Origin of the sequence: Burkholderia latens (assembly GCF_001718795.1) — a bacterium.
Taxonomy (GTDB): Bacteria; Pseudomonadota; Gammaproteobacteria; order Burkholderiales; family Burkholderiaceae; genus Burkholderia; species Burkholderia latens_A.
This window is the reverse complement of the sequence record NZ_CP013438.1, coordinates 2095013-2117911: the sequence shown is the minus strand read 5'-3', so window position 1 is coordinate 2117911 and position 22899 is coordinate 2095013. Positions and strand designations below refer to the sequence as shown.

The following is a 22899-nucleotide window of genomic DNA, read 5'->3' as shown; positions in this document are numbered from 1 at the left end:
AATTGCGGATGGGTTCCCCGATGTAACGGCGCTTGCATTCCAGCCGAAAGTCCGATTATGATTGAGCAATCACTCATTAAAGGAGCGTCGACGTGGCCCGACCGCGTAGTCCCGACAAGCACGAAGCGATCCTTTCTGCGGCCGCGCGCGCGCTTGCGGAAGACGGCGCGGGCGCGACCACGGCTCGGATCGCGCGGCTCGCCGGCGTTGCCGAAGGCACGGTATTCACCTATTTCGAGACCAAGGACGTGTTGCTGAACGCGTTGTACCTGAGCCTGAAGGCCGGCATGCGCGACGCGATGATGACCGGGTTTCCGGAGCACGCGCCGGCCGAGCAGGCGATGCGGCATGCGTGGAATGGGTACGTGACGTGGGGCATCGAGAATCCGGACGGCCGGCGAGCGCTGCAACAGCTGGGCGTGAGCGGCCGCATCGACGACGCGCACCGCGCGGCCGGAGCCGAAGGTTTCGGTGCGGTCCGTGCGCTGCTGCGCGAGCATGCCGCCGCGGCTCGCGGGCTGAAGGCCGATGATGCGCATGCGTTCTGCGCGGCGCTGTTCACGTCGATCGCGGAAACGGCGATGGACTCGATCGCCCGGGATCCGGCCCAGGCCGAAGGTTACCGGGAAGCGGGTTTCCGCGCGTTGTGGGCTGTGTTGCACGCGGTGTGAGCGAAGCGGTGATGGGCCGACGGGCGCAAGAGCGCCAGGCCTGAACGCGGCATCGGCAGCCGTTGCACGCACCGGGCTGCCGCCGGGAATGGGCGGGACGTGGTTTCAGGATGGGCGAGTCACGGTCGAACGACCGTTTGATCGCGTCATGTTAATGAGTGAGTAATCATTCATTTTGGTTTCAACCTTGTCGAGGAGCGGGATATGTCGAAAGTCTGGCTGGTAACGGGGGCCGCACGCGGCCTGGGGCGTTCGATCGCGGAAGCGGTGCTGGCGGCGGGCGACCGCCTGGTGGCCGGCGCGCGCGATCCTGAGCGGCTTGCGGATCTGGTGGAACGGTACGGCGAGCGCGTGCTCCCGGTCGCGCTCGACGTGACCGACGAAGCAGCGGCCGCGCACGCGGTGACGGCGGCTCGCGACGCGTTCGGCCGCATCGACGTGCTGGTGAACAACGCCGGCTACGGTCACACGGCGCCGTTCGAGCAAATGGGTGGCGACGACTTCCGCGCTCAGATCGAAACGAATTTCTTCGGCGTGGTCAACCTCACGCGCGCGGTGTTACCGACGATGCGCGCGCAGCGCGCGGGCCACATCTTCCAGGTATCGTCGGTCGGCGGGCGCACGTCCACGCCGGGGCTGTCCGCATATCAGGCCGCGAAATGGGCGGTCGGCGGATTCAGCGACGTGCTGTCGAAGGAGGTCGCGCCGTTCGGCGTCCGTGTGTGCACGCTCGAGCCGGGCGGGATGCGGACCGACTGGGCCGCGCAAGCGAAGCGCGAAGTCGACGGGCTGTTGCCCGACTATCGGCCGTCGGTCGGGAAAATGCTCGACCTGCTGGGCTCGTACGGCGGCAACGAAGTCGGCGATCCCGTACGGATCGCGGCGCTGATCGTCGGGTTGTCGCGCCGCGACGACGTGCCGATGCGGCTGCTGCTCGGCGGCGATGCGCTGTTCGTGTGCGAGCAGGCGGAGACGCAGCGTGCGGACGAGGCGGCGCGGTGGCGGGACACGACGTTGTCGACGATGTTCCCGGATGCGAAGCTGCCGGACGGGCTGCAGGCGCTGAAGAAGGCCGGTTGAACACGCAGCGGCGGTGTCGCGGGTTCGGTGAGCGGCGCGGCGGTCGCCGCTGGCGCGGCGCGCGAGCGCAAGCCGGAGACGGGCGGCATGCGCGCGCCCGGCTTGCGCGGCCGGCGCCGCCGATGCCCGGTTATCGCCCCAGCGTGTAAAACTCCGCGTTCGGCCGCATGTTCGTCACGTTCGCGATGCGATTCGACATCCCGAAGAATGCCGAGATCGCTGCGATGTCCCACACGTCTTCCTCGGTGAAGCCATGCGACTTCAGCGTGTCGAAGTCTGCCTCGCCGACCAGATGCGCGGACTGCGACACCTTCATCGCGAAGTCGAGCATCGCTTTCTGGCGCACCGTGATGTCGGCCTTGCGGTAGTTGGTCGCGACCTGGTCGGCGATCAGCGGATCCTTCGCGCGAATGCGCAGGATCGCGCCGTGTGCGATTACGCAGTACTGGCACTGGTTCGCGCTGCTGGTCGCCACGACGATCATTTCGCGTTCGGCCTTCGTGAGGTTGCCGGGCTTGTCCATCAGCGCGTCGTGATACGCGATGAACGCGCGAAACTCGTCCGGGCGATACGCGAGCGTGAGGAACACGTTCGGGATGAAGCCCGATTTTTCCTGCACGGCCGCGATCCGTTCTCGAATGTCGTCGGGCAGTTCTTCGAGTGCCGGCACCGGGAAGCGGCTGACGGGGGCGTTGTCTGCGGCAGTCATGGGGTCTCCTGAATAAAGCGTTGCGGGCGGTTCCGACGCGCGGGCCGCCCGTCGATAAACAAACGACGCATTGCCGTTGCCGGCTCATGCGTTGACGTCGACGACGATGCGGCCGCGCACCTTCCCGCCGATCAACTCGCCGGCGAGCGGAATCGCGTCGCCGAGGCCGACCTGGTGGCCGATCGTACCGAGCTTCTCCACGTCCAGATCGGACGCGAGGCGGCGCCATGCTTCGAGTCGCTCGGCACGCGGACACATCACGCTATCGATGCCGACGAGCGTCACGCCGCGCAGGATGAACGGCGCGACGGTCGCAGGGAAGTCCATGCCCGCAGCGAGGCCGCAGGCCGTCACCACGCCGCGATAGCGCGTCGTCGCGCATACGTTCGCAAGCACGTGGCTGCCGGCGACGTCGACGGCGCCCGCCCATCGTTCCTTGCCGAGCGGCTTGCCGGGGGTGCTGAATTGCGACCGGTCTAGGATTTCCGACGCGCCGAGCTGCCGCAGGTAGTCGGCATCGGCGGGGCGGCCGGTCACGGCAACGACGCGATAGCCGAGCCGCGCGAGGATCGCCGTGGCGACGCTGCCGACGCCGCCCGCCGCACCGGTCACGACGATCTCCCCGTCGCCCGGGCGCACGCCGTGCCGTTCGAGCGCCATCACGCACAGCATCGCGGTATAGCCGGCCGTGCCGATCGCCATCGCCTGGCGCGGCGAGAACTCGGATGGCAGCGGCACGAGCCAGTCGCCGTCGACGCGCGCCTTTTGCGCGAGGCCGCCCCAGTGCGTCTCGCCGACGCCCCAGCCGTTGAGCACGACGCAATCGCCGGCGCGGTAATCCGGATGCGTGCTGTGCTCGACCTCGCCGACGAGATCGATGCCCGGCACCATCGGGAACTTGCGCACCACCGGGCCCTTGCCCGTGATCGCGAGTCCGTCCTTGTAATTCAGCGTCGAATAGCCGACGCGGATCGTCACGTTGCCCGGCGGCAGTTGCGTGTCGTCCAGCGTCTGCAACCGCGCGTGCTGGCCGGTTTCGTCCTTGTCGATCACGATGCCCTGGAACATGCGTCCTCCTTTTTAGACCGATCGTCTAGTCAATTGCAAAAAAATTCAGCGGCGCGGTAGTCCGTTGAAGAAAAACTCGGCGAACAGTGCGAGCGGTGCGTCGCTGCGTTCGAGCTTCGCGCGCAGCACGGCGCCTTCCCAGCCGATCCAGAAGAACGCGGCGATAGCGGCGGGATCGGCCGCGTCGGCCAGCTCGCCGGCCTGTTGAGCGGCGACGAGGCAGTCGGCCAGCCGGCGCTGCCAGTCGTCGAACGTCGCACGCAGCCGCGCACGGAAACTCTCGGGCAGCGCGCTCATTTCCTGGCCGAGATTGCCGATCAGGCAGCCGCGCGCGTATTCGTAACGGGCCATGCCGTCGCGCGCATCGTCGACGAACGCGCGCACGCGTGCCAGCGGCGGCGCATCGGTCCGGCTCAAATGGCGATCGAGCTTGCGCGCGAAGAACTCGGCGTAGCGATCGATCAGTTCGAGGCCGAACGCTTCCTTGCTGTCGAAGTAGTGATAGAACGAGCCCTTCGGCACGCCGGCGCGGCCGAGGATCTCGTCGAGCCCCGTGGCCGAAAAGCCCTTTTCGGTGAGCGCTTCCAGCCCGGTGCGCAACAGCATGTCTCGGGTGGCGACGAGGTCTTCGTGCTGCTTGGGCGGCCGCCCGCGGCGGCGCGGCGGAGTGGTGCGAATGTCCATTCGCAAATAATAGACCGTTCGTCTCTAAAATCAAGCCCCGCGTTGACGGTCGAGCGAACGACCGCGGCCGGTGCCGGCTTCACCCGTATTAACCCTGATTAAAAAATCTTATCGCGGTGAAAAATTCCGCATCTTATTGAACCGATATCGGCTAGCTATAGTGGCTCGCTTTCCCGCACGCAATCGCCGCGTGCGGCTGACCGCCGACCAGCAGGAGCCGCTTGATGACCACCGCCGCCCGATTTACCGAAATCGACGATCTGATGCCCGCCGCCGGCGCGCTGCGCGAGATTCGCCATCACATTCACCATCACCCGGAACTCGCGTACGAGGAGCACGAAACCGCGGCGCTCGTCGCGGACAAACTCGAGCAATGGGGCTGGCAGGTCACGCGCGGCGTCGGCAAGACGGGGGTGGTCGGCACGCTGCGCGTCGGCGACGGCAAGCGCAGCATCGGCATCCGCGCGGACATGGACGCACTGCCGATCGTCGAGGCCACCGGGCTGCCGTACGCGAGCGGCACGCACGGCAAGATGCACGCGTGCGGGCACGACGGACACACGACGATGCTGCTCGGCGCCGCGCAGCACCTCGCCAGGACGCGCAACTTCTCCGGCACCGTGCATCTGTATTTCCAGCCGGCGGAAGAGCACGGCGTCGACAGCGGTGCGAAGAAGATGATCGACGACGGCCTGTTCGAACGCTTTCCGTGCGATGCGGTGTTCGGAATGCACAACCATCCGGGCGCGGCGCCCGGTGTATTCCTCACGCGCCGCGGCCCGTTCATGTCGGCCGGCGACAAGGCGGTCATCTCGATCGAGGGCGTGGGCGGCCACGCGGCGCGTCCACACCTGACGGTCGATCCGGTGGTGGTTGCCGCAAGCATCGTGATGGCGCTGCAGACGATCGTCGCGCGCAACGTCGACCCGTCGCAACCGGCGGTCGTCACGGTCGGCTCGATGCACGCGGGCACCGCAAACAACGTGATTCCGAACGGTGCACGCCTCGAACTCAGCGTGCGCTCGTTCAGCCCCGAAGTCCGGGCGCTGCTCAAGCGCCGCATCGTCGAGCTCGCCGAGTCGCAAGCCGCGAGCTACGGCGCAACCGCGAACGTCGAATACATCGAAGGCTATCCGGTCGTCGTCAATACGGATGCCGAAACGGATTTTGCCGCGCAGGTCGCGCGCGAACTCGTCGGCGACGCGCACGTGGTCGAGCAGGCCGACCTGCTGATGGGCAGCGAGGATTTTGCGTTCATGCTGCAGCAGCGGCCCGGCTCGTTCGTACGGCTGGGCAACGGCGAAGGCGAGGACGGCTGCATGGTGCACAACCCGAAGTACGACTTCAACGACCGCAACCTGCCGATTGGCGCGGCGTACTGGACGCGCCTCGTCGAACGTTACCTGGCGCAGTGACGATCCGTCGCGACGGGCGACGGCAGGCCGGCGTTTCCGGCCGCATTGACAGGAGATTCGAGCGATGCAGAAGGACCATCTCGCACTGCACCCCGTGTCGGCGGACGCCGTCGAAACCGGTACGCGCGCCGCGCCGGCCGTCACGAAACGCGGCGCGATCGCGGCGGCCGTGATCGGCAACTGGCTGGAGTTCTTCGATTTCACCGTGTACGGCTTCTTCGCGGTGCTGATCGGCAAGCTGTTCTTCCCGTCGAGCGACGCGACCACGTCGCTGCTGCTGTCCGTCGCAACGTTTGCCGCCGGTTTCTTCACGCGGCCGCTCGGCAGCGTCGTGCTCGGCGTCTATGCGGACCGGAAGGGCCGCAAGGCCGCGCTGAACCTGACGATCATGCTGATGGCGCTCGGCACCGGCCTGATCGCGATCGCGCCGACCTACGCGCAGATCGGCGTGGCCGCGCCGCTGTTGGTGGTCTGCGCGCGGCTGATGCAGGGCTTTTCGCAGGGCGGCGAATTCGGCGCGGCGACGTCGACGCTGATCGAGCAGGGCGGCACGTCGCGCCGCGCGTTCCGCGCGAGCTGGCAGCTCGCGACGCAGGGCGGCGCGGCGCTGATGGGTTCGGGTTTCGCGGCGCTGCTGTCCAACACGCTGACGAAGGATGCGCTCGAAGGCTGGGGCTGGCGTCTGCCGTTCCTCGTGGGCGTGCTGATCGCGCCGGTTGGGATGATTTTGCGGCGCCGGCTCGCGGATGATGCGCCCGGCGACAACCATCACGCGATCGAACGCGGCGTGCTGCGCGAGCTGTTCTCGAAGCACACGCGCACGGTGCTGCTGTTGATGCTGACGGTGATGGGCGGCACGGTGTCGACCTACATCCTGACTTTCTACATGCCGACCTACGCGATTCATACGCTCGGGCTGCCGATGAAGCTGTCGATGTTCGTCGGCGTCGCGTCGGGTTGCGTGATGCTGGTGACGTGTCCGCTGTTCGGCTGGCTGTCGGATCGTCTCGGCAGCCGGCGCATGCCGATCTTCGTCGGGCGCGGCGTGCTCGTGCTGCTGCTGTTTCCGGCGTTCTGGCTGATGAACCATCATCCGACGCTGTCGGTGATCCTGCCGCTTACCGCGCTGATGCTGCTGTTCTATTCGCTCGGGTCGGCATCCGAAATGGCGTTGATGTGCGAGTCGCTGCCGCGCCACGTGCGCGCGACCGGCATCTCGATCGCGTACGCGCTTGCGGTGACGATCTTCGGCGGCACCGCACAGCTGATCGCGACGTGGCTCGTGAAGATCACGGGCAGCAAACTCGCGCCGGCAGGCTATGTGGCCGCGTGCGTGGTGCTGTCGCTGGTCGCGGTCGCGATGCTGCGCGAGACGGCGCGCGAGTCGATGGACTGATGCGCGATGCGGGCGGCTGCCGGCGCGCCCGTCGGGCGCATCACGGGCACGATGCCGATGCGAAACGGGATGCTGCCGGATGCGCGATCGGCGGGATGGCCGTGTGTCAGAGCGATGCGGCGCAATTTCGTTCTCGTCAAATTGACGGTGTTTTGGCGCATCCCTAAATTTGCCGATGCGGAGCGCGCCCAGTGTTCCGCACGAAGCAAGTTGCAAGCAGAGTCAGAGAGTTGAGCGGGCGGCTCCTGCCGCCCGTCTTTTTGTCCGCGCAATCCGCGAACGGTCGTGTGCGGCCCGTCCGGCGAGCGAAGCAACCGCTCACCCTCGCCGAGCGACGAGTTCCGACACCGTCTGCGCGGCCTGCTGCAGCGGCCCCAGAAACTCCTTCACCATCTGCTTCGCGGTATGCCGCTGCGCGTTGCCGCTGATGTTCATCGCGGCGATCACCTGCCCGCGCCGGTTGCGGATCGGCGCGGAGATCGACATCAGGCCCACTTCGAGTTCCTGATCGACCACGGCCCAGCCTTGCTGGCGCACCTGCGCGATCGTCGCCTTCAATTCGCCGATATCGGTGATCGTGCGCGGCGTGTGCGCGCGAATGCCGCTTTGCGCGAGCGTTTCGTCGAGCGCCGCATCGTCGAGCGCGGACAGCAGCACGCGGCCCATCGACGTGCAGTACGCGGGCAGCCGGCTGCCGATCGACAGGTTGATCGTCATGATCTTGCGGGTCGGCACACGCAGCACGTACACGATCTCGGTGCGGTCGAGCACGGCGGCCGAGCAGCTTTCGTGGATCTGCGCGGACAGTTGCTCCATCACCGGATCGGCAAGATTCCAGAACGGCATCGACGTCAGGTATGCGAAGCCGAGCTCGAGGATCTTCGGCGTGAGGCGGAACAGCCGGCCGTCGGCTTCGACGTAGCCGAGCGTCTGCAGCGTCAGCAGGATCCGGCGCGCGCCCGCGCGCGTGAGCCCGGTGGCCGACGCGACCTCGGTGAGCGTCTGCTCCGGGCGTTGCGCGTCGAATGCGCGGATTACCGCAAGGCCGCGCGCGAACGACTGTACGTAGGAGTCGCCCGGTTTGGTCTGGATGTCTTCGATGGTCATGAACGGTCGGATTGTCGTGCAGCCGAGAAGATAGCGCATGGGGCCCGGCACGCCAACCGCGCGACGGACCGCGCGCTTGACAGGTCGTCCCCGCACTCCCTATGATGCGTTGAACGTTCGATACACGATCTTATGTTCGTATATAGAACATTTAAGCGCATCCCGGCGGGCAATGCAAGGGGCGCGTTTGATTCACTTACCAGCCTTGCATGAGACCGGAGACACCGATGACCGAAGCTTTTCTGTGTGATGCGATCCGTACCCCGATCGGCCGTTACGGCGGCGCGCTGTCCGGCGTGCGCGCCGACGACCTCGGCGCAGTGCCGCTGAAGGCGCTCGTCGAGCGCAACCGCGACGTCGACTGGACGGCGATCGACGATGTGATCTACGGCTGCGCGAACCAGGCCGGCGAAGACAACCGCAACGTCGCGCGCATGTCCGCGCTCCTCGCGGGCTTGCCGGAAGGCGTGCCGGGTTCGACGATCAATCGCCTGTGCGGTTCCGGGATGGACGCGGTCGGCGTGGCCGCGCGCGCGATCAAGTCGGGCGAGGCTGCGCTGATGGTGGCCGGCGGCGTCGAAAGCATGACGCGCGCACCGTTCGTGATGGGCAAGGCCGCCAGCGCGTTCGCGCGCCAGGCCGACATCTACGACACGACGATCGGCTGGCGCTTCGTCAATCCGCTGATGAAACAGCTGCACGGCGTCGACTCGATGCCGGAGACCGCCGAGAACGTCGCGGTCGATTACAACATCAGCCGCGCCGACCAGGATCTGTTCGCGCTGCGCAGCCAGCAGAAGGCCGCGCGTGCGCAGCAGGACGGCACGCTTGCCGAGGAAATCGTGCCGGTCACGATTCAGCAAAAGAAGGGCGATCCTGTCGTGTTTTCGCGCGACGAACATCCGCGCGAGACGTCGCTCGACGCGCTCGCGAAGCTGAAGGGCGTCGTGCGCCCGGACGGCTCCGTCACGGCCGGCAACGCGTCGGGCGTCAACGACGGCGCGGCCGCGTTGCTGCTCGCTAACGAAGCCGCCGCGAAGCGCTTCGGCTTGACCCCGCGCGCACGCGTGCTGGGCATCGCGACAGCCGGCGTCGCGCCCCGTGTGATGGGCATCGGCCCGGCGCCGGCGACGCAGAAGCTGCTTGCGCGGCTCGGGATGACGATCGGCCAGTTCGACGTGATCGAGCTGAACGAAGCGTTCGCGTCGCAGGGGCTCGCGGTGCTGCGCATGCTCGGCGTCGCCGACGACGATCCCCGCGTGAACCCGAACGGCGGTGCGATCGCGCTCGGCCATCCGCTCGGCGCATCGGGTGCGCGCCTCGTGACGACCGCGATGTACCAGCTGCATCGCACCAACGGCCGCTTCGCGCTGTGCACGATGTGCATCGGCGTCGGCCAGGGCATCGCGATCGCGATCGAACGCGTGTGACCGCGCGATGCGGCGACGCGTGTGCGCAGTGCGCGCGCCGCTTCGCCGCATGTTCTTTCCAAAACGATGTGGCCGCCACGAGAGATCGTCGTGGCGGCCACATCGTCATTCGGCCTGCGAATATTGCGCGACCCGCGCGGCAAGCGCGTCGAACTCGGTGTCCGCGAATACCTCGACACCATGCTGGCGCAGCAGCGCCGCCGTCACGCCCGCGCCGGCATGGCGCCGGCCCGTGAAACTTCCGTCGTGGATGAAACGGCTTCCACACGATGGGCTGCCGTCCGCGAGGATCGCGAAGCGGCAATCGTGTGCACGCGCGAGCGCGAGCGCCGCCTGTGCGCCGTCGACGAATTGCGCGGTCACGTCGGCGCCGTGCACGTCGACAATGCGCGCGGCGCCCGTCAGCACGCGTTGCCCTGTTGCACCGTCCGCGATTTCGGCGGGCGGGCGCGGCACGCTCAATCCTCCCGCAAGTTCCGGACACACGGGCACCAGCCGCCCTTCGCGCTGCCACCGCGCGAGCGCGTCATGTGCGGCGGTTTTCGCCGAGCCGTTGTAGCGGACCGGGTGGCCGAGCACGCACATGCTGACGAGGATCTTCGCCAGGGCTGACTGCCGCGCCGCGTTTTGCATGGGCGTTCTCCGTGAAGGCGGGTTGGGGCAGCGGAAATTCTACGGACGCGGGCGCGTGCGCGTGTCAGGCCGTCGGCGCTTCCAGATGGATGTCTTCCGGCTCCAGCGCATACAGCGCCGGATCGGGCGACGGGCTGACGCGGAAGCCGAGACGCAGATAGAAGTCGATCGTGCGCTGCGACGGCGTCGCCGACACGTACAGCCGTTCCGCGCCCATCGCCCGGGCCTGCGCGCGGGCCGCGCGACAGAGCCGCTCGCCGAGCCCGCAGCCGCGCCAGTCATGGCTCACATGCAGGAATTTCAGTTGCAGCATGTCGCGTCGCGGGCCGAGCCGATCGCTGTCGACGATGACGGCCGCGACGAGCGTCGCGCCGTCGAACATTCCGACACACCAGCCACCGCGATCGTGGCAGTCGAGCAGGATCGGCGTGTAGTGCTCGGCTTCGCCGTCCGGCCAGCTGCGCACGTCGTAAAAGTCGGGAACGAGCCGCAGTTCGCCGTCGCGCAGCACGTACAAATGATGAATGATCTCGCGCCGGTCGATGGTCCACACGAGCGGAATCTCGTCGCGAGCGAGCTCGCGGGACGACAGTGCGTCGCATTCGGCGGCGGTGCGGCGCGTCATGCGGTTGCCGCGGGCGGGGTAGGTTGTCATGTGCTTGCCGTGGTGCCCGTTGCGGTGCCGTGAGCCTCGCGCGCATTTTCGCCAAACGCGCCGCATCGCGGCTTCCAGAACAGGCAGCTAATAATGTTCGTCGTCAGCCATGCATCAGGCTGCCGCATTTTCGCGATCGAATGCCGTCGAAAGGCCGATCCGGATGAGTCGTTTCGTCGTCTGCAATGGCTGGCCGGATTGGTGTGTGCGCCGATGTTATCCCATAAAGCATCGCGCATTATTCGAGAAGCGCCGGCTGAGATTATCGCGGGATTATTTGATCGAAATCATCCCGATGGACGAATTCGGGAATTTATGCGCGTTCGGATTAAGGTTTTTCCGGAACGTGCCGACAGCAAGGACGAGACCGTCGTAAAGCGATAAACCGTTTTTCGGCTACTGAGCGCGATTTCAGCGCTGCGCGGATTCCGCATCCGGAACCGCCTATCGGAGCCTTGCATGCGCAACAACCAGCCAGTCACCCAACAGGAATTCGAGTTTCCCGACGACGTCACGTTGATGTCGACCACCGATGCCGACAGCATCATCACGTACGCGAACACGACGTTTGCGCACGTGAGCGGTTTCCCGGCCGACGAACTCGTTGGCCAGCCGCACAACGTCGTGCGCCATCCGGACATGCCGAAGGAGGCGTTCGCCGACATGTGGGCGACGCTGAAGAACGGCGAGCCGTGGACCGCGCTCGTGAAGAACCGCCGCAAGAACGGCGACCATTACTGGGTGCGCGCGAACGCGGTGCCGGTGATGCGCAACGGCGCGCCGCATGGCTACATGTCGGTGCGCACGCGCGCGTCGCGCGACGAGGTCGCGGCCGCGGATGCGCTGTACCGCGCGTTCCGCGCGGGCAAGGCAGGCGGCCGCCGATTTTACAAGGGACTGGTCGTGCGCACCGGGCTGATGCGCATCCTGTCGCTGCCGCAGGCAATGTCGGTGCGCACACGCGTCCACGCTGCGCTGTGCGTGCTGGCGCCGACCGTCGTCGGTGCCGGCTGGGCGTGCGGGCTCGCCGGCGGCACGCTCGCCGCGTTCGCGGCGGCGACGGTGGGCGTGTCGGCGGCGGCGGGTTTGTGGCTCGATGCGCAGATCGTGCGTCCGCTGAAGCGGCTGCACGATCAGGCGCTGAACGTCGCGACCGGCGAAAGCCGCCGCGGCGTGAGAATGAACCGCGTCGACGAGATCGGCATGACGCTGCGCACGATCAACCAGCTCGGGTTGATGTTCCGCTGGCTCGTCGACGACGTCAGCGAACAGGTGCACAACGTGCAGCGCGCGAGTAACGAGATCGCGCAGGGCAACAACGACCTGAGCGCGCGCACCGAACAGGCTGCGTCCAGCGTGCAGCAGACGGCCGCGTCGATGGCCGAGATGACGGCCACCGTCGACAGCAATGCGGAGACCGCGCTGCAGGCGAACCGGCTCGCGATGTCCGCGAGCGATGCGGCCGAGCGTGGCGGGCAGGCGGTGAACGAGATCGTCACGACGATGCGCGACATCACCGACAGTTCGCGCAGGATCGCCGACATCATCGGCGTGATCGACGGGATCGCGTTCCAGACCAACATTCTCGCGCTGAATGCGGCGGTCGAAGCCGCGCGCGCGGGCGAACAGGGACGCGGTTTCGCGGTGGTCGCGGGCGAGGTGCGCGCGCTCGCGCAACGCAGCGCGAACGCGGCGAAGGAAATCAAGACGCTGATCGGCGCGAGCGTCGAGCGGGTCGAGTCCGGCGCGCGGCGAGTCGACGATGCGGGCAGAACGATGGAGGACATCGTCGCGCAGGTGAAGCGCGTGTCGGACCTGATCGCGGAGATCAGCTCGTCGACGGCGGAGCAAAGCACCGGCGTCGCGCAGGTCGACCAGGCGGTGGTGCATCTGGACAACATCACGCAGCAGAACGCGGCGCTGGTCGAGCAAAGCGCGGCGGCGTCGGAAAGTTTGAAGCAGCAGGCGACGCGGCTCGTGGATGCGGTGAACGTATTTCGATAACGATCGCGGCGCACGCTTGCGCGTGGGCCAGGCCCGACGCGAGGCGACGCGTTTGCGTTTCCGTTTCGATATGCACGCGGCGAACGATGCGCATTCGCGGTCGGGATTTCTTAACCTCGTCGTTAATCCGGGTAGTGGCGGCGCGCCGAATTATCAGACGAATGTGTTTCAAGTCATTGATAAAAAGGCGTTTTTATTCACGTATAAACAAAATGTTCGGCTAAAGCAGGTTGATGCAAATTTAGTGCATATTTATCCGTGCCCGGCATAATGTTTTCCGAAGTTTTGCCGAAAGCGCAGGAGTGGGATCGAACGCATGCGGGCCGACCGCGATGCGGGCGGTCCCGATCCAGTCACCAAGCGGACGCAAGATCTGCAACCAGGAACTCCACACCATGCGCAATAACCAGCCTGTCACGCAACGCGAATTCGAATTTCCCGACGACGCGACGCTGATGTCGACTACCGACGCGAACAGTTACATCGCGTACGCGAACGCCGCCTTTATCCAGGTCAGCGGATTCTCGCCGGAGGAAATCGAAGGTCAGCCGCACAACGTCGTGCGCCATCCGGACATGCCCAAAGAGGCGTTCGCCGACATGTGGACGACGCTGAAGAACGGCGAACCGTGGACCGCGCTCGTGAAGAATCGCCGCAAGAACGGCGATCACTACTGGGTGCGTTCGAACACGGTGCCGGTGATGCGCAACGGACAGCCGACGGGTTACATGTCGGTGCGCACGAAGGCGACGCGCGACGAGATCGCTGCCGCCGATGCGCTGTACCGCGCCTTCCGCGAAGGCAAGGCAGGCAACCGCCGTTTCTACAAGGGGCTGATCGTCCGGACCGGACTGATGCGCGTCGCGTCGCTGTTTCAGACGATGTCGGTGCGCGCGCGGCTGCATTCGACGCTGTGCGTGCTCGCGCCGGCCGTCGTCGGCGCGGGCTGGGCGTGCGGGCTCGCCGGCGGCGCGCTCGCCGCGTTCGCGGCTGCGACCGCGGGCGTGTCGGTGGCCGCCGGCCTGTGGCTCGATGCACAGATCGCGCGTCCGCTGATGCAGCTGCGCGACCAGGCGTTGCGCGTTGCGACCGGCGAGAGCCGCACCGGTGTCGCGATGAACCGCGTCGACGAGATCGGCATGACGCTGCGCACGATCAACCAGCTCGGGTTGATGTTACGCTGGCTCGTCGACGACGTCAGCGAGCAGGTGCTCAACGTGCAGCGTGCGAGCAACGAGATCGCCCAGGGCAACAACGACCTGAGCGCGCGCACCGAACAGGCATCCACCAGCGTGCAGCAGACGGCCGCGTCGATGGCCGAAATGACGGCGACCGTATCGAGCAATGCGGAGACCGCGCTGCAGGCGAATCAGTTGTCGGTGTCGGCGAGCGAAGCGGCCGAACGCGGCGGGCACGCGGTGAGCGAAGTCGTCACGACGATGAACGACATCACGGCCAGCTCCCGGAAGATCTCGGACATCATCGGCGTAATCGACGGGATCGCGTTCCAGACCAACATTCTCGCGCTGAATGCGGCGGTCGAAGCCGCGCGGGCGGGCGATCAGGGACGCGGTTTCGCGGTGGTCGCGGGCGAGGTGCGTGCGCTCGCGCAGCGCAGCGCGAACGCGGCGAAGGAAATCAAGACGCTGATCGGCGCGAGCGTCGAGCGGGTCGAATCCGGAGCGCGAATCGTCGATGGCGCGGGCAAGACGATGGAGGAGATCGTCACGCAGGTGAAACGCGTGTCGGACCTGATCGCGGAGATCAGCTCGTCGACGGCGGAGCAAAGCACGGGCGTCGCGCAGGTCGACCAGGCGGTGGTGCATCTGGACAACATCACGCAGCAGAACGCGGCGCTGGTCGAGCAAAGCGCGGCGGCGTCGGAAAGCCTGAAGCAGCAGGCGACGCGGCTCGTGGATGCGGTGAACGTGTTTCGCTGAAGACGGAGATGACGCGGGCGCGGCGGAGAGGGGCGCCGGCCCGCGTCGTGACCGCCCGGTTCCGGCCGGGCGGTCAGGGCCTGCCGCTCACGCGACCGGCCCCGAGCCGTCAGACGGCCAGACAGAGGTACTTGATCACGACGTAGTCGTCGATGCCGTAATGCGAGCCTTCGCGGCCGAGGCCCGACTGCTTGACGCCGCCGAACGGGGCGACTTCGTTCGAGATCAGGCCCGTGTTGATGCCGACCATCCCGTATTCGAGCGCTTCGGCGACCTTCCACACGCGGCCGATGTCGCGGCTGTAGAAATACGCGGCGAGACCGAATTCGGTGTCGTTCGCGAGGCGGATCACCTCGTCGTCGCTGCCGAATTTGAACAGCGGCGCGAGCGGCCCGAACGTCTCTTCCTTCGCAACCTTCATCGCCGGCGTGACGCCCGTCAGCACGGTCGGCTCGAAGAAGCCGTGGCCGAGCGCATGGCGCTTGCCGCCCGTCACGACGGTCGCGCCCTTCGCGAGCGCATCTTCGATGTGCGCCTCGACCTTCAGCACCGCCGCTTCGTTGATCAGCGGCCCTTGCGTGACGCCCGGCTCCGTGCCGCGGCCGACCTTCAACTGGCCGACCGCCGCCGCGAGCTTCTGCGCAAACTGGTCGTACACGGCTTCGTGGACGTAGAAGCGGTTCGTGCACACGCATGTCTGGCCGCTGTTGCGATACTTCGACGCGATCGCGCCCTGCACGGCCGCGTCGAGGTCGGCGTCGTCGAACACGATGAACGGCGCGTTGCCGCCCAACTCCAGCGAGACCTTCTTCACCGTTGCCGCGCACTGCGACATCAGCAGCCGGCCGACCGGCGTCGAGCCCGTGAACGACAGCTTGCGCACGATCGGGTTCGACGTCAGTTCGCCGCCGATCGCCTTCGGGTCGCCCGTGACGACGCTGAACACGCCGGCCGGCACGCCCGCGCGCTCGGCCAGCACGGCCATCGCGAGCGCCGAGAACGGCGTCGCCTCGGCCGGCTTCACGACGATCGGGCAGCCTGCCGCGAGCGCCGGGCCGACCTTGCGCGTGATCATCGCCGCCGGGAAGTTCCACGGCGTGATCGCCGCGCACACGCCGATCGCTTCCTTCGTCACGACGATGCGCTTGTCGCTTGCCGGCGTCGGGATCGTATCGCCGTACACGCGCTTGCCTTCTTCCGCGAACCATTCGAGGAACGATGCCGCATAGCCGATCTCGCCTTTTGCTTCGGCCAGCGACTTGCCCTGCTCGGTGGTCAGGATCAGCGCGAGATCGTCGGCGTTCTCGATCATCAGGTCGTGCCACTTGCGCAGGATCGTCGCGCGTTCCTTCGCGGTCTTCTTGCGCCACGCCGGCCACGCGGCGTTCGCGGCCTCGATCGCGTGACGCGTCTCGGCCGCGCCCATCGCCGGCACGGTGCCGAGCAGTCCGCCGGTGGCCGGGTTGCGGACCTCGAACGACTCGCCGTTCGCCGCGCGTTGCCATTCGCCGTTGACGTACGCGTGCTGGCGGAACAGCGACGGATCTTTCAGTGCCAGGGTTTCCTGAACGGTGCTCATATGAATCGCCTGCTTCGAAAAGGACGGGTAAGGACAGATGAACGCCGCCGCCGTCGTGAAGACGGCGGCGGCGCATTCAGCCGCAGTGGACGGGAACTCAGGCCGGCACGCCGACCGTTTCCTTCAGCACTTCCTCGAGGATCACGAGCGCTTCGTCGAACACGGCTTGCGGGATCGTCAGCGGGAACAGGAAGCGCACGACGTTCGAGTACACGCCGCACACGAGCAGCAGCAGCCCGCGCTCGAGCGCACGCGCCTGCACGCGCTTCGTGAAGTCGGCGTCCGGCTCGCCCGTGCCCGGCTTCAGGAATTCGACCGCGATCATCGCGCCCGGACCGCGCACGTCGGCGATCTGCGGCACGTCCGCCTGCAGCGCGTTCAGCTTCGCCTTCAGTACGTCGCCGAGTTGCGTCGCGCGCTCGCACAGCTTCTCTTCGTCGATGATCTCGAGCACCGCGTGCGCCGATGCCACGGCCAGCGGGTTGCCCGCGTAGGTGCCGCCGAGGCCGCCGGGAGCGGCCGCGTCCATCAGGTCCGCACGGCCGACGACGCCCGACAGCGGCATGCCGCCCGCGAGGCTCTTCGCCATCGTGATCAGGTCGGCCAGCACGTCGTAGTGCTGCATCGCGAACAGCTTGCCGGTGCGCGCGAAGCCGGTCTGCACTTCGTCGGCGATCAGCAGGATGCCATGCTCGTTACAGATCTTGCGCAGCGCGCGCACGAATTCGGCCGGCGCCGGGTTGAAGCCGCCTTCGCCCTGGACCGGTTCGAAAATGATCGCGGCGACACGCTTCGGATCGATGTCGGCCTTGAACAGCATCTCGATCGCCTTGATCGAGTCGGCCGTCGTCACGCCGTGCAGCGCATTCGGATACGGTGCGTGGAACACGTCGCCCGGGAACGGGCCGAAGTTCAGCTTGTACGGCGCGACCTTGCCGGTCAGCGCCATGCCCATCATCGTGCGGCCGTGGAAGCCGCCCGAGAACGCGATGACGCCCGGACGGCCCGTCGCCGCGCGTGCGATCTTGATCGCGTTTTCGACGGCTTCGGCGCCGGTCGTGAAGAACGCGGTCTTCTTCGGGTAGTCGCCCGGCGCGCGCGCGTTGATCTTTTCCGCGAGCTCGACGTACGACGCGTACGGGACGATCTGGTAAGCGGTGTGCGTGAAGCTGTTCAGCTGATCCGAGATCGCCTTGACGATCTTCGGGTGGCGGTGGCCCGTGTTCAGCACCGCGATCCCGGCGGCGAAATCGATGAAGCGGCGGCCTTCGACATCCCACAGCTCCGCGTTCTCGGCGCGGGCTGCGTAGAAATCGCACATCACGCCGACGCCGCGCGGGGTGGCGGCGTTCTTGCGGGCCTGCAGGTCGGCATTCTTCACGGTCATCTCCTTGATGTTCTGTCCGGTGGGATAAAAACGGCCGCGTTGGCAGCCCATGGAGGCGACTATAATCACATTTGGCTCCGGCAATCAGAGCCATTTCAATAAATATTCAGGAGCCAATCATGCGCGCAAGCGTGTTGTCGGACTGGCTGGCGCAGCGCCTCGTGCGCGGCGGCAATCAGCCGATCTACCGGCAGCTGCACCGGCTGCTGCAGCAGGCGATCCTGTCGCGCGAACTGCCGGCCGGCACGCGCGTGCCGTCGTCGCGGCTGCTCGCAGCCGAGCTCGGAATCGCGCGCAACACGGTCACGCAGGTTTACGAACAACTGGCGCTCGAAGGCTATGTGAACTCTGCGACGGGCCGCGGCACGTTCGTCGCGGACAGCGCGCCGGACGAGATCGTCGGTGCGCCGGCCGATCCGGCGGCCGGGCCGGCGGTCGTGCAGTCGCCCGCGCGGCGGCTGTCCGAGCGCGGTACGCGGCTTGTCGACGGCGCGGGTGTGTCGAAGCGGCAGGGCGGCGCGTTCATGCCGGGCGTGCCCGATGTGTCCCGTTTTCCGGCGCGCGTGTGGACGCGGCTGCACAACAAGTACTGGCGGCGTCTGCGCCCGGATCTGCTGACCTACGCGCCCGGCGGCGGGCTCGCGCTGCTGCGCGAGGCACTCGCCGACTACTTGCGCACGTCGCGCTCGGTGCGCTGCACGCCCGAGCAGATCGTGATCACGACGGGCATCCACCAGTCGATCGACCTCGCGGTGCGGCTGCTGACCGATCCGGGCGACGCGATCTGGACCGAAGATCCGTGCTACTGGGGCGTGCGCAGCGTGCTGAACGTGTCGGGGCTGACCACGCGGCCGATTCCGGTCGACGACGAAGGGATCGCGCCGTCGGCCGCCGATCTCGCCGAGCCGCCGAAGCTGATGCTCGTCACGCCGTCGCATCAATATCCGCTCGGGATGGTGATGAGCCTCGCGCGCCGCCGGATGCTGCTCGAATACGCGCGCCAGCACGGCTGCTGGATCATCGAGGACGATTACGACAGCGAGTTCCGCTACGGCAGCCGGCCGCTCGCATCGTTGCAGGGGCTCGACACCGCCGGGCAGGTGATCTACGTCGGCAGTTTCGGCAAGACGCTGTTCCCGGGGCTGCGGGTCGGCTACCTCGTTGCGCCGGAGCCGCTCGCGGAGAGCTTCGCGACCGCGAGCGCCGAGCTGTACCGCGAAGGTCAGCTGCTGCAGCAGGCGGTGCTCGCCGAGTTCATCGCGGAAGGGCACTTCGTGTCGCATATCCGCAAGATGCGCACGCTGTACGGGCAGCGCCGCGAGGTGCTGCTCGATGCGGTCGCGCGCCGCTACGGCGATACGCTGCACGCGCTCGGCAGCGATGCGGGGTTGCATCTCGTCACGCGGTTGCCGGATGGTGTCGACGATCGCGCGGTCGCGCAGGCCGCGCTCGAACGCAACATCGTCGTGCGGCCGCTGTCCGGGTATTACGCGGAGCGCGAGCGCGCGGCGTCGGGTTTGCTGCTCGGCTACGCGTGCGTGCCGGAGGACGAGATTCCGGCTGCGTTCTCGACGCTCGCCGAGGCAATCGACGAGCGCGCGTTCGACAAGGTCGTGGCGGCGGCGTAACGGCGCGCGCGGTGCCGCGGGCAAGCTGGCTGTTCGCGCTTTGATCAACGCGGCGCCGGGCACTACCCGTGCGTATGAGGCAAGCCGCTGCGTGCCGGGCCGCCCGCGCCGGCTCTGCTCGCGCATCGCGAACCGGCCGATTGCGATCGCAAAGATCGGATGCGTTCGCGCAGTGCGGACACGGTCGCGTCCGGCAGGCGCCGGTACGCGAAGATCACGATCGCAAAGGTCGCGAGCGAGGGCTGGCACGCGCTGTCGCTTGCGTGGGTATCGGGCGCGCTCGCGCGGAATTGTCGATAATGGAACGTTGTTATTCACCGGATGCCGACGATGACCGAAGCCACCCTCACCCCGCCCGCCGTTCCACGCCTCACGAGCCTGTCGCACGGCGGCGGCTGCGGCTGCAAGATCGCGCCGGGCGTGCTGTCCGAACTGCTGAAACGCGCGACGCCGCCGGCGTTGTTTCCCGATCTGCTGGTTGGCACCGAAACCTCCGACGACGCGGCGGTCTACCGGCTCAACGACGAGCAGGCGATCGTCGCGACCACCGATTTCTTCATGCCGATCGTCGACGATCCATTCGACTTCGGCCGGATCGCGGCCACGAACGCGCTGTCCGATGTCTACGCGATGGGCGGCAAGCCGATTCTCGCGCTCGCGCTGGTCGGAATGCCGATCAACGTGTTGCCGCACGAGACGATCGCGGCCGTGCTGCGCGGCGGCGAGTCGGTGTGTGCGGACGCCGGCATTCCGGTTGCTGGCGGCCATTCGATCGATTCGGTCGAGCCGATCTACGGACTCGCGGCGATCGGCGTCGTGCATCCGTCGCGCGTGAAGCGCAACGCGGCCGCGCGTGCGGGCGACGTGCTCGTGCTCGGCAAGCCGCTTGGCGTCGGCGTACTGTCGGCCGCGTTGAAGAAAAACCAGCTCGATGCCGACGGCTATGCGCAGATGGTTGCGACGACCACGAAGCTGAACCGGCCGGGCGCCGAACTCGCGGCGCTGCCGGGCGTGCATGCGTTGACCGACGTCACGGGCTTCGGGCTGCTCGGCCACACGCTCGAACTGGCGCGAGGCGCGAATCTCACGGCGCGCGTGCATTACGCGTCGCTGCCGTGGCTGGCGGGCGTCGAGGCGTTCGTCGCCGACGGCGTGTTCACCGGCGCATCGGGCCGCAACTGGGCCGCGTATGGCGCCGACGTGCGGCTCGCCGACGGGCTGCCGCCGGTCGCGCAGGCGCTGCTGACCGATCCGCAGACATCCGGCGGCCTGCTGGTCGCATGCGCGCCGGACGCAGTCGACGACGTGCTCGCTTGCTTCCGCGCCGACGGTTTCGACCGTGCCGCCGTGATCGGCGAGATGGTGGACGGGCCGGCACGCGTCGATGTGGGCTGATGCGGCTTTCTCCCGCGCCGATCGCTGACTGTCGCGGGAGTCGATGCCGGTACTCGCCGGCATCGATGATCGATGACCGTTCTTCTGTTCGGCGAATGGAGGGCGAACCACGCCACACTTGTCTTGGTTCGCGTTGCATGGTCCGCATCATGGCCGGCGTGAGTGCCGGCTAAAACGAATAGCATTCCTGACGTTGTAACGAGACATGCGCGTCGTGTTGCCGTGCGTTCGATGTCCACAGACGCGCGCTCGAGCAGTCCCGGCCGTTTCGTAGTCGGGTTCCCGCCCGCGCCCGCGCGTTCTATACTCCGTCGCGCAGTCTCCGACAGTCGTTCTCACTCACTCACCGAAACAAGGAACGCCGATGCTGACTCGCTCCATTCTTTCCGCCGCCGCATTTTCGCTCGCAGCCTGTGCAACCGCGCCGTCGATCGCGCAGGACAACCCGGGCAGCGACGCGGTCAACGCGGCATTCGCCGAGGCCGGCTCACATGGCCGCCCGGTCAAGGTCATGATCATCACGATGTTCGGGCCGGAAGGCCAGGCATGGCTCGACCGGCTCGGCCCGTGGCGCGACATCACTGTGCCCGGCCTGTCGCCCGATTATCCGGCCGTTCACTGCAACAAGCAGGACGTATGCGTGGTGACGACCGGCATGGGCTACGCGAACGCGTCCGCGACGATCATGGCGCTCACGTTCTCGTCGCGCTTCGATCTGCGTCGCACGTATTTCCTGGTTTCCGGCATTGCAGGCGTCGACCCGGCACAAGGCACGGTCGGCTCGGCCGCTTGGTCGAAATATCTGGTCGATTTCAGCCTGCAGTGGGAACTCGATGCGCGCGAGATTCCGGCCGGCTGGAACACCGGCTTCCTCGGCATCAACACGAAGAGCCCGAACGACAAGCCGCCGCTCGACTACCGCACCGAAGTGTTCCAGCTGAACCCGCAGCTGGCCGACGCCGCGTACGCGCTGTCACGCAACGTCGTACTCGCGGACAGCGCACAGGCGCAGGCGGCGCGCGCGAAGTTCACGTACGCGCCGGCGAACCGGCCGCCGACCGTGATCCAGTGCGACACGTCGTCGGGGAACACGTGGTTCTCTGGCACGCTGATAGGCGAGCGCGCGCGCCAGTGGACGAAGATCCTCACCGACGGCAAGGGCACCTATTGCATGACCGCGCAGGAAGACAATGCGACATATGAAGCGCTGAAGCGCGCGGCGAGCGTGAAGCGCGTCGACTTGTCGCGTGTCGCGGTGCTGCGCACGGGCTCAGATTTCGACCGCCCGTACGCCGGGCAGACGAGCGCCGACAACCTGCTGAACTACGCGGATCAGGGCGGCTTCGCGCCGGCGACGGAAAACCTGTACCGCGCCGGCAATCCGCTCGTGCATGACATCGTCACGCACTGGGGCGAATGGCGCGACGGCGTGCCGCGCCGCTGACGGCCGACCGCTGTCGGCGACACGTCGCCGCGAAGGTCAATGCGATTGCGGCGCGGAACGGAACGGCGTCCACACCGGCGTGGTGTCGTCCCAATGATCGAGCGGCGAAGGAAGTTGGTCGTTCATCACAGACTCCTGCAACTAACTGACTAATCGAGTGTTCGACGGCGGTATCGCGACGCCGCGCAGACGATCATGCTCTGCGCGGCGTTGCTCGTTTACCGACGTTTATCGCGCGCCGCCTGCGAGCTGATTGCTCTCCGGCATCGAGCGATACGGGCCTTGCGCGAGTTCGAGCCCTTGCGGATACGAATTGGCCTTGCGCAGCCATGCGAGCGTGCCGTCGCGGCGCGCCTGTTCGACTTCGGCGCTGACTTCGGCGCGCGTGCGCGGGCCGTTGTTGTGCTGCGTGTACCACGACGTGTTGCCGTAGTCGCCGGCGTGCGGGGTGGTCGTATCGGCGAAGGCCGGTGCGGACACGGCGAGTGCGACGGCGACGGCGGAGAGAAGATGGCGGCGGTTCATGACGTAACTCCTGTGTTGGTCGGAGTTGGCGCGTGGGCGCTCGCTCCGGTCCCGTCAAGCGGGGCTATTCGATGCGCAACGAAGTGCGCGACAGGGTTTACTCTAGGTGTCCGTGCCGGCTCGATAAATGCCGCCGATGCGAATTGAAT

The 22899-nt window shown here is 67.0% G+C and carries 20 protein-coding genes; 11 read left to right on the top strand and 9 right to left on the bottom strand.

The genetic code is table 11. From position 1 onward, the window contains the following. Positions 1-92 precede the first annotated feature (92 nt). Together WK25_RS28640 and WK25_RS28635 are read left to right on the top strand one after the other, a co-directional pair. Entirely contained in the window at positions 93-671 is a 579-nt protein-coding gene (locus WK25_RS28640) for a TetR/AcrR family transcriptional regulator (RefSeq protein ID WP_069243375.1), read from the top strand. A gap of 204 nt (positions 672-875) precedes the next feature. Further along, positions 876-1751 carry an SDR family NAD(P)-dependent oxidoreductase gene (locus WK25_RS28635; RefSeq protein ID WP_040138774.1) on the top strand — a complete coding sequence of 292 codons (876 nt, stop codon included), beginning with the start codon at positions 876-878 and terminating at the stop codon, positions 1749-1751. 130 nt (positions 1752-1881) lie between these two features. On the opposite strand, the gene WK25_RS28630 is transcribed toward WK25_RS28635, so the two are convergent. The 3 genes from WK25_RS28630 to WK25_RS28620 all read right to left on the bottom strand — a co-directional run bounded on the left by WK25_RS28630 (position 1882) and on the right by WK25_RS28620 (position 4212). Continuing rightward, positions 1882-2460 carry a peroxidase-related enzyme gene (locus WK25_RS28630; RefSeq protein WP_069243374.1) on the bottom strand — a complete coding sequence of 193 codons (579 nt, stop codon included), beginning with the start codon at positions 2458-2460 and terminating at the stop codon, positions 1882-1884. An 84-nt stretch (positions 2461-2544) separates the two neighbouring features. After that, entirely contained in the window at positions 2545-3528 is a 984-nt protein-coding gene (locus tag WK25_RS28625) for an MDR family oxidoreductase (RefSeq protein WP_069243373.1), read from the bottom strand. Positions 3529-3573: 45 nt separating this feature from the next. Further along, the gene (locus WK25_RS28620) at positions 3574-4212 is read right to left on the bottom strand and encodes a TetR/AcrR family transcriptional regulator (protein WP_040138771.1); all 639 of its coding nucleotides are present in this window, start codon (positions 4210-4212) and stop codon (positions 3574-3576) included. Between the two features lie 224 nt (positions 4213-4436). On the opposite strand from WK25_RS28620, the gene WK25_RS28615 reads away from it, so the two are divergent. Both WK25_RS28615 and WK25_RS28610 read left to right on the top strand, forming a co-directional pair. Beyond that, entirely contained in the window at positions 4437-5627 is a 1191-nt protein-coding gene (locus tag WK25_RS28615) for a M20 aminoacylase family protein (RefSeq protein WP_040140838.1), read from the top strand. Positions 5628-5691: 64 nt separating this feature from the next. Beyond that, positions 5692-7023, top strand: coding sequence for an MFS transporter (locus WK25_RS28610; protein WP_069243372.1), 1332 nt, complete (start codon positions 5692-5694; stop codon positions 7021-7023). A 318-nt stretch (positions 7024-7341) separates the two neighbouring features. On the opposite strand, the gene WK25_RS28600 is transcribed toward WK25_RS28610, so the two are convergent. Continuing rightward, positions 7342-8130 carry an IclR family transcriptional regulator gene (locus tag WK25_RS28600; RefSeq protein WP_040140837.1) on the bottom strand — a complete coding sequence of 263 codons (789 nt, stop codon included), beginning with the start codon at positions 8128-8130 and terminating at the stop codon, positions 7342-7344. 227 nt (positions 8131-8357) lie between these two features. On the opposite strand from WK25_RS28600, the gene pcaF reads away from it, so the two are divergent. Next, positions 8358-9560, top strand: a complete 1203-nt coding sequence (gene pcaF, locus WK25_RS28595) for a 3-oxoadipyl-CoA thiolase (RefSeq protein WP_069243371.1) — start codon at positions 8358-8360, stop codon at positions 9558-9560. 105 nt (positions 9561-9665) lie between these two features. Here pcaF and WK25_RS28590 read toward each other — a convergent pair whose 3' ends face one another. Further along, positions 9666-10193 (bottom strand): DUF523 domain-containing protein, encoded by a 528-nt coding sequence (locus tag WK25_RS28590; protein ID WP_069243370.1) that lies wholly within the window; start codon positions 10191-10193, stop codon positions 9666-9668. Between the two features lie 64 nt (positions 10194-10257). After that, the gene (locus WK25_RS28585) at positions 10258-10818 is read right to left on the bottom strand and encodes a GNAT family N-acetyltransferase (protein ID WP_069243369.1); all 561 of its coding nucleotides are present in this window, start codon (positions 10816-10818) and stop codon (positions 10258-10260) included. Positions 10819-10941: 123 nt separating this feature from the next. Here WK25_RS28585 and WK25_RS31550 point away from each other — a divergent pair, with 123 nt between their 5' ends. From WK25_RS31550 to WK25_RS28575, 3 genes are all read left to right on the top strand, one after another. Further along, entirely contained in the window at positions 10942-11232 is a 291-nt protein-coding gene (locus tag WK25_RS31550; RefSeq protein WP_156789120.1) for a hypothetical protein, read from the top strand. Positions 11233-11307: 75 nt separating this feature from the next. Next, a complete protein-coding gene (locus WK25_RS28580) occupies positions 11308-12852 on the top strand; it encodes a PAS domain-containing methyl-accepting chemotaxis protein (protein WP_069243368.1) in 1545 nt (514 codons plus the stop codon). Positions 12853-13247: 395 nt separating this feature from the next. Further along, a complete protein-coding gene (locus WK25_RS28575; protein WP_069243579.1) occupies positions 13248-14792 on the top strand; it encodes a PAS domain-containing methyl-accepting chemotaxis protein in 1545 nt (514 codons plus the stop codon). A gap of 109 nt (positions 14793-14901) precedes the next feature. Here WK25_RS28575 and gabD read toward each other — a convergent pair whose 3' ends face one another. Together gabD and WK25_RS28565 are read right to left on the bottom strand one after the other, a co-directional pair. Continuing rightward, positions 14902-16371 carry an NADP-dependent succinate-semialdehyde dehydrogenase gene (gene gabD, locus WK25_RS28570; protein ID WP_069243367.1) on the bottom strand — a complete coding sequence of 490 codons (1470 nt, stop codon included), beginning with the start codon at positions 16369-16371 and terminating at the stop codon, positions 14902-14904. Positions 16372-16468: 97 nt separating this feature from the next. After that, entirely contained in the window at positions 16469-17752 is a 1284-nt protein-coding gene (locus tag WK25_RS28565) for a 4-aminobutyrate--2-oxoglutarate transaminase (RefSeq protein ID WP_156789119.1), read from the bottom strand. Positions 17753-17877: 125 nt separating this feature from the next. Between WK25_RS28565 and WK25_RS28560 the strand changes: the two genes are divergently transcribed. The 3 genes from WK25_RS28560 (at position 17878) to WK25_RS28550 (ending at position 22225) form a co-directional block, all read left to right on the top strand. Then, positions 17878-19386: a PLP-dependent aminotransferase family protein gene (locus WK25_RS28560; RefSeq protein WP_040138763.1), complete on the top strand. Its 1509-nt coding sequence runs from the start codon at positions 17878-17880 to the stop codon at positions 19384-19386. Between the two features lie 330 nt (positions 19387-19716). Continuing rightward, on the top strand, positions 19717-20781 hold the full coding sequence (selD, locus tag WK25_RS28555; protein ID WP_040140831.1) for a selenide, water dikinase SelD: 1065 nt from the start codon (positions 19717-19719) through the stop codon (positions 20779-20781). 364 nt (positions 20782-21145) lie between these two features. Continuing rightward, complete coding sequence (locus tag WK25_RS28550) at positions 21146-22225, top strand: purine-nucleoside phosphorylase (RefSeq protein ID WP_040138762.1); 1080 nt, start codon at positions 21146-21148, stop codon at positions 22223-22225. A gap of 228 nt (positions 22226-22453) precedes the next feature. On the opposite strand, the gene WK25_RS28545 is transcribed toward WK25_RS28550, so the two are convergent. Further along, complete coding sequence (locus WK25_RS28545; RefSeq protein ID WP_040138761.1) at positions 22454-22750, bottom strand: DUF4148 domain-containing protein; 297 nt, start codon at positions 22748-22750, stop codon at positions 22454-22456. Between the last annotated feature and the right edge of the window lie 149 nt (positions 22751-22899).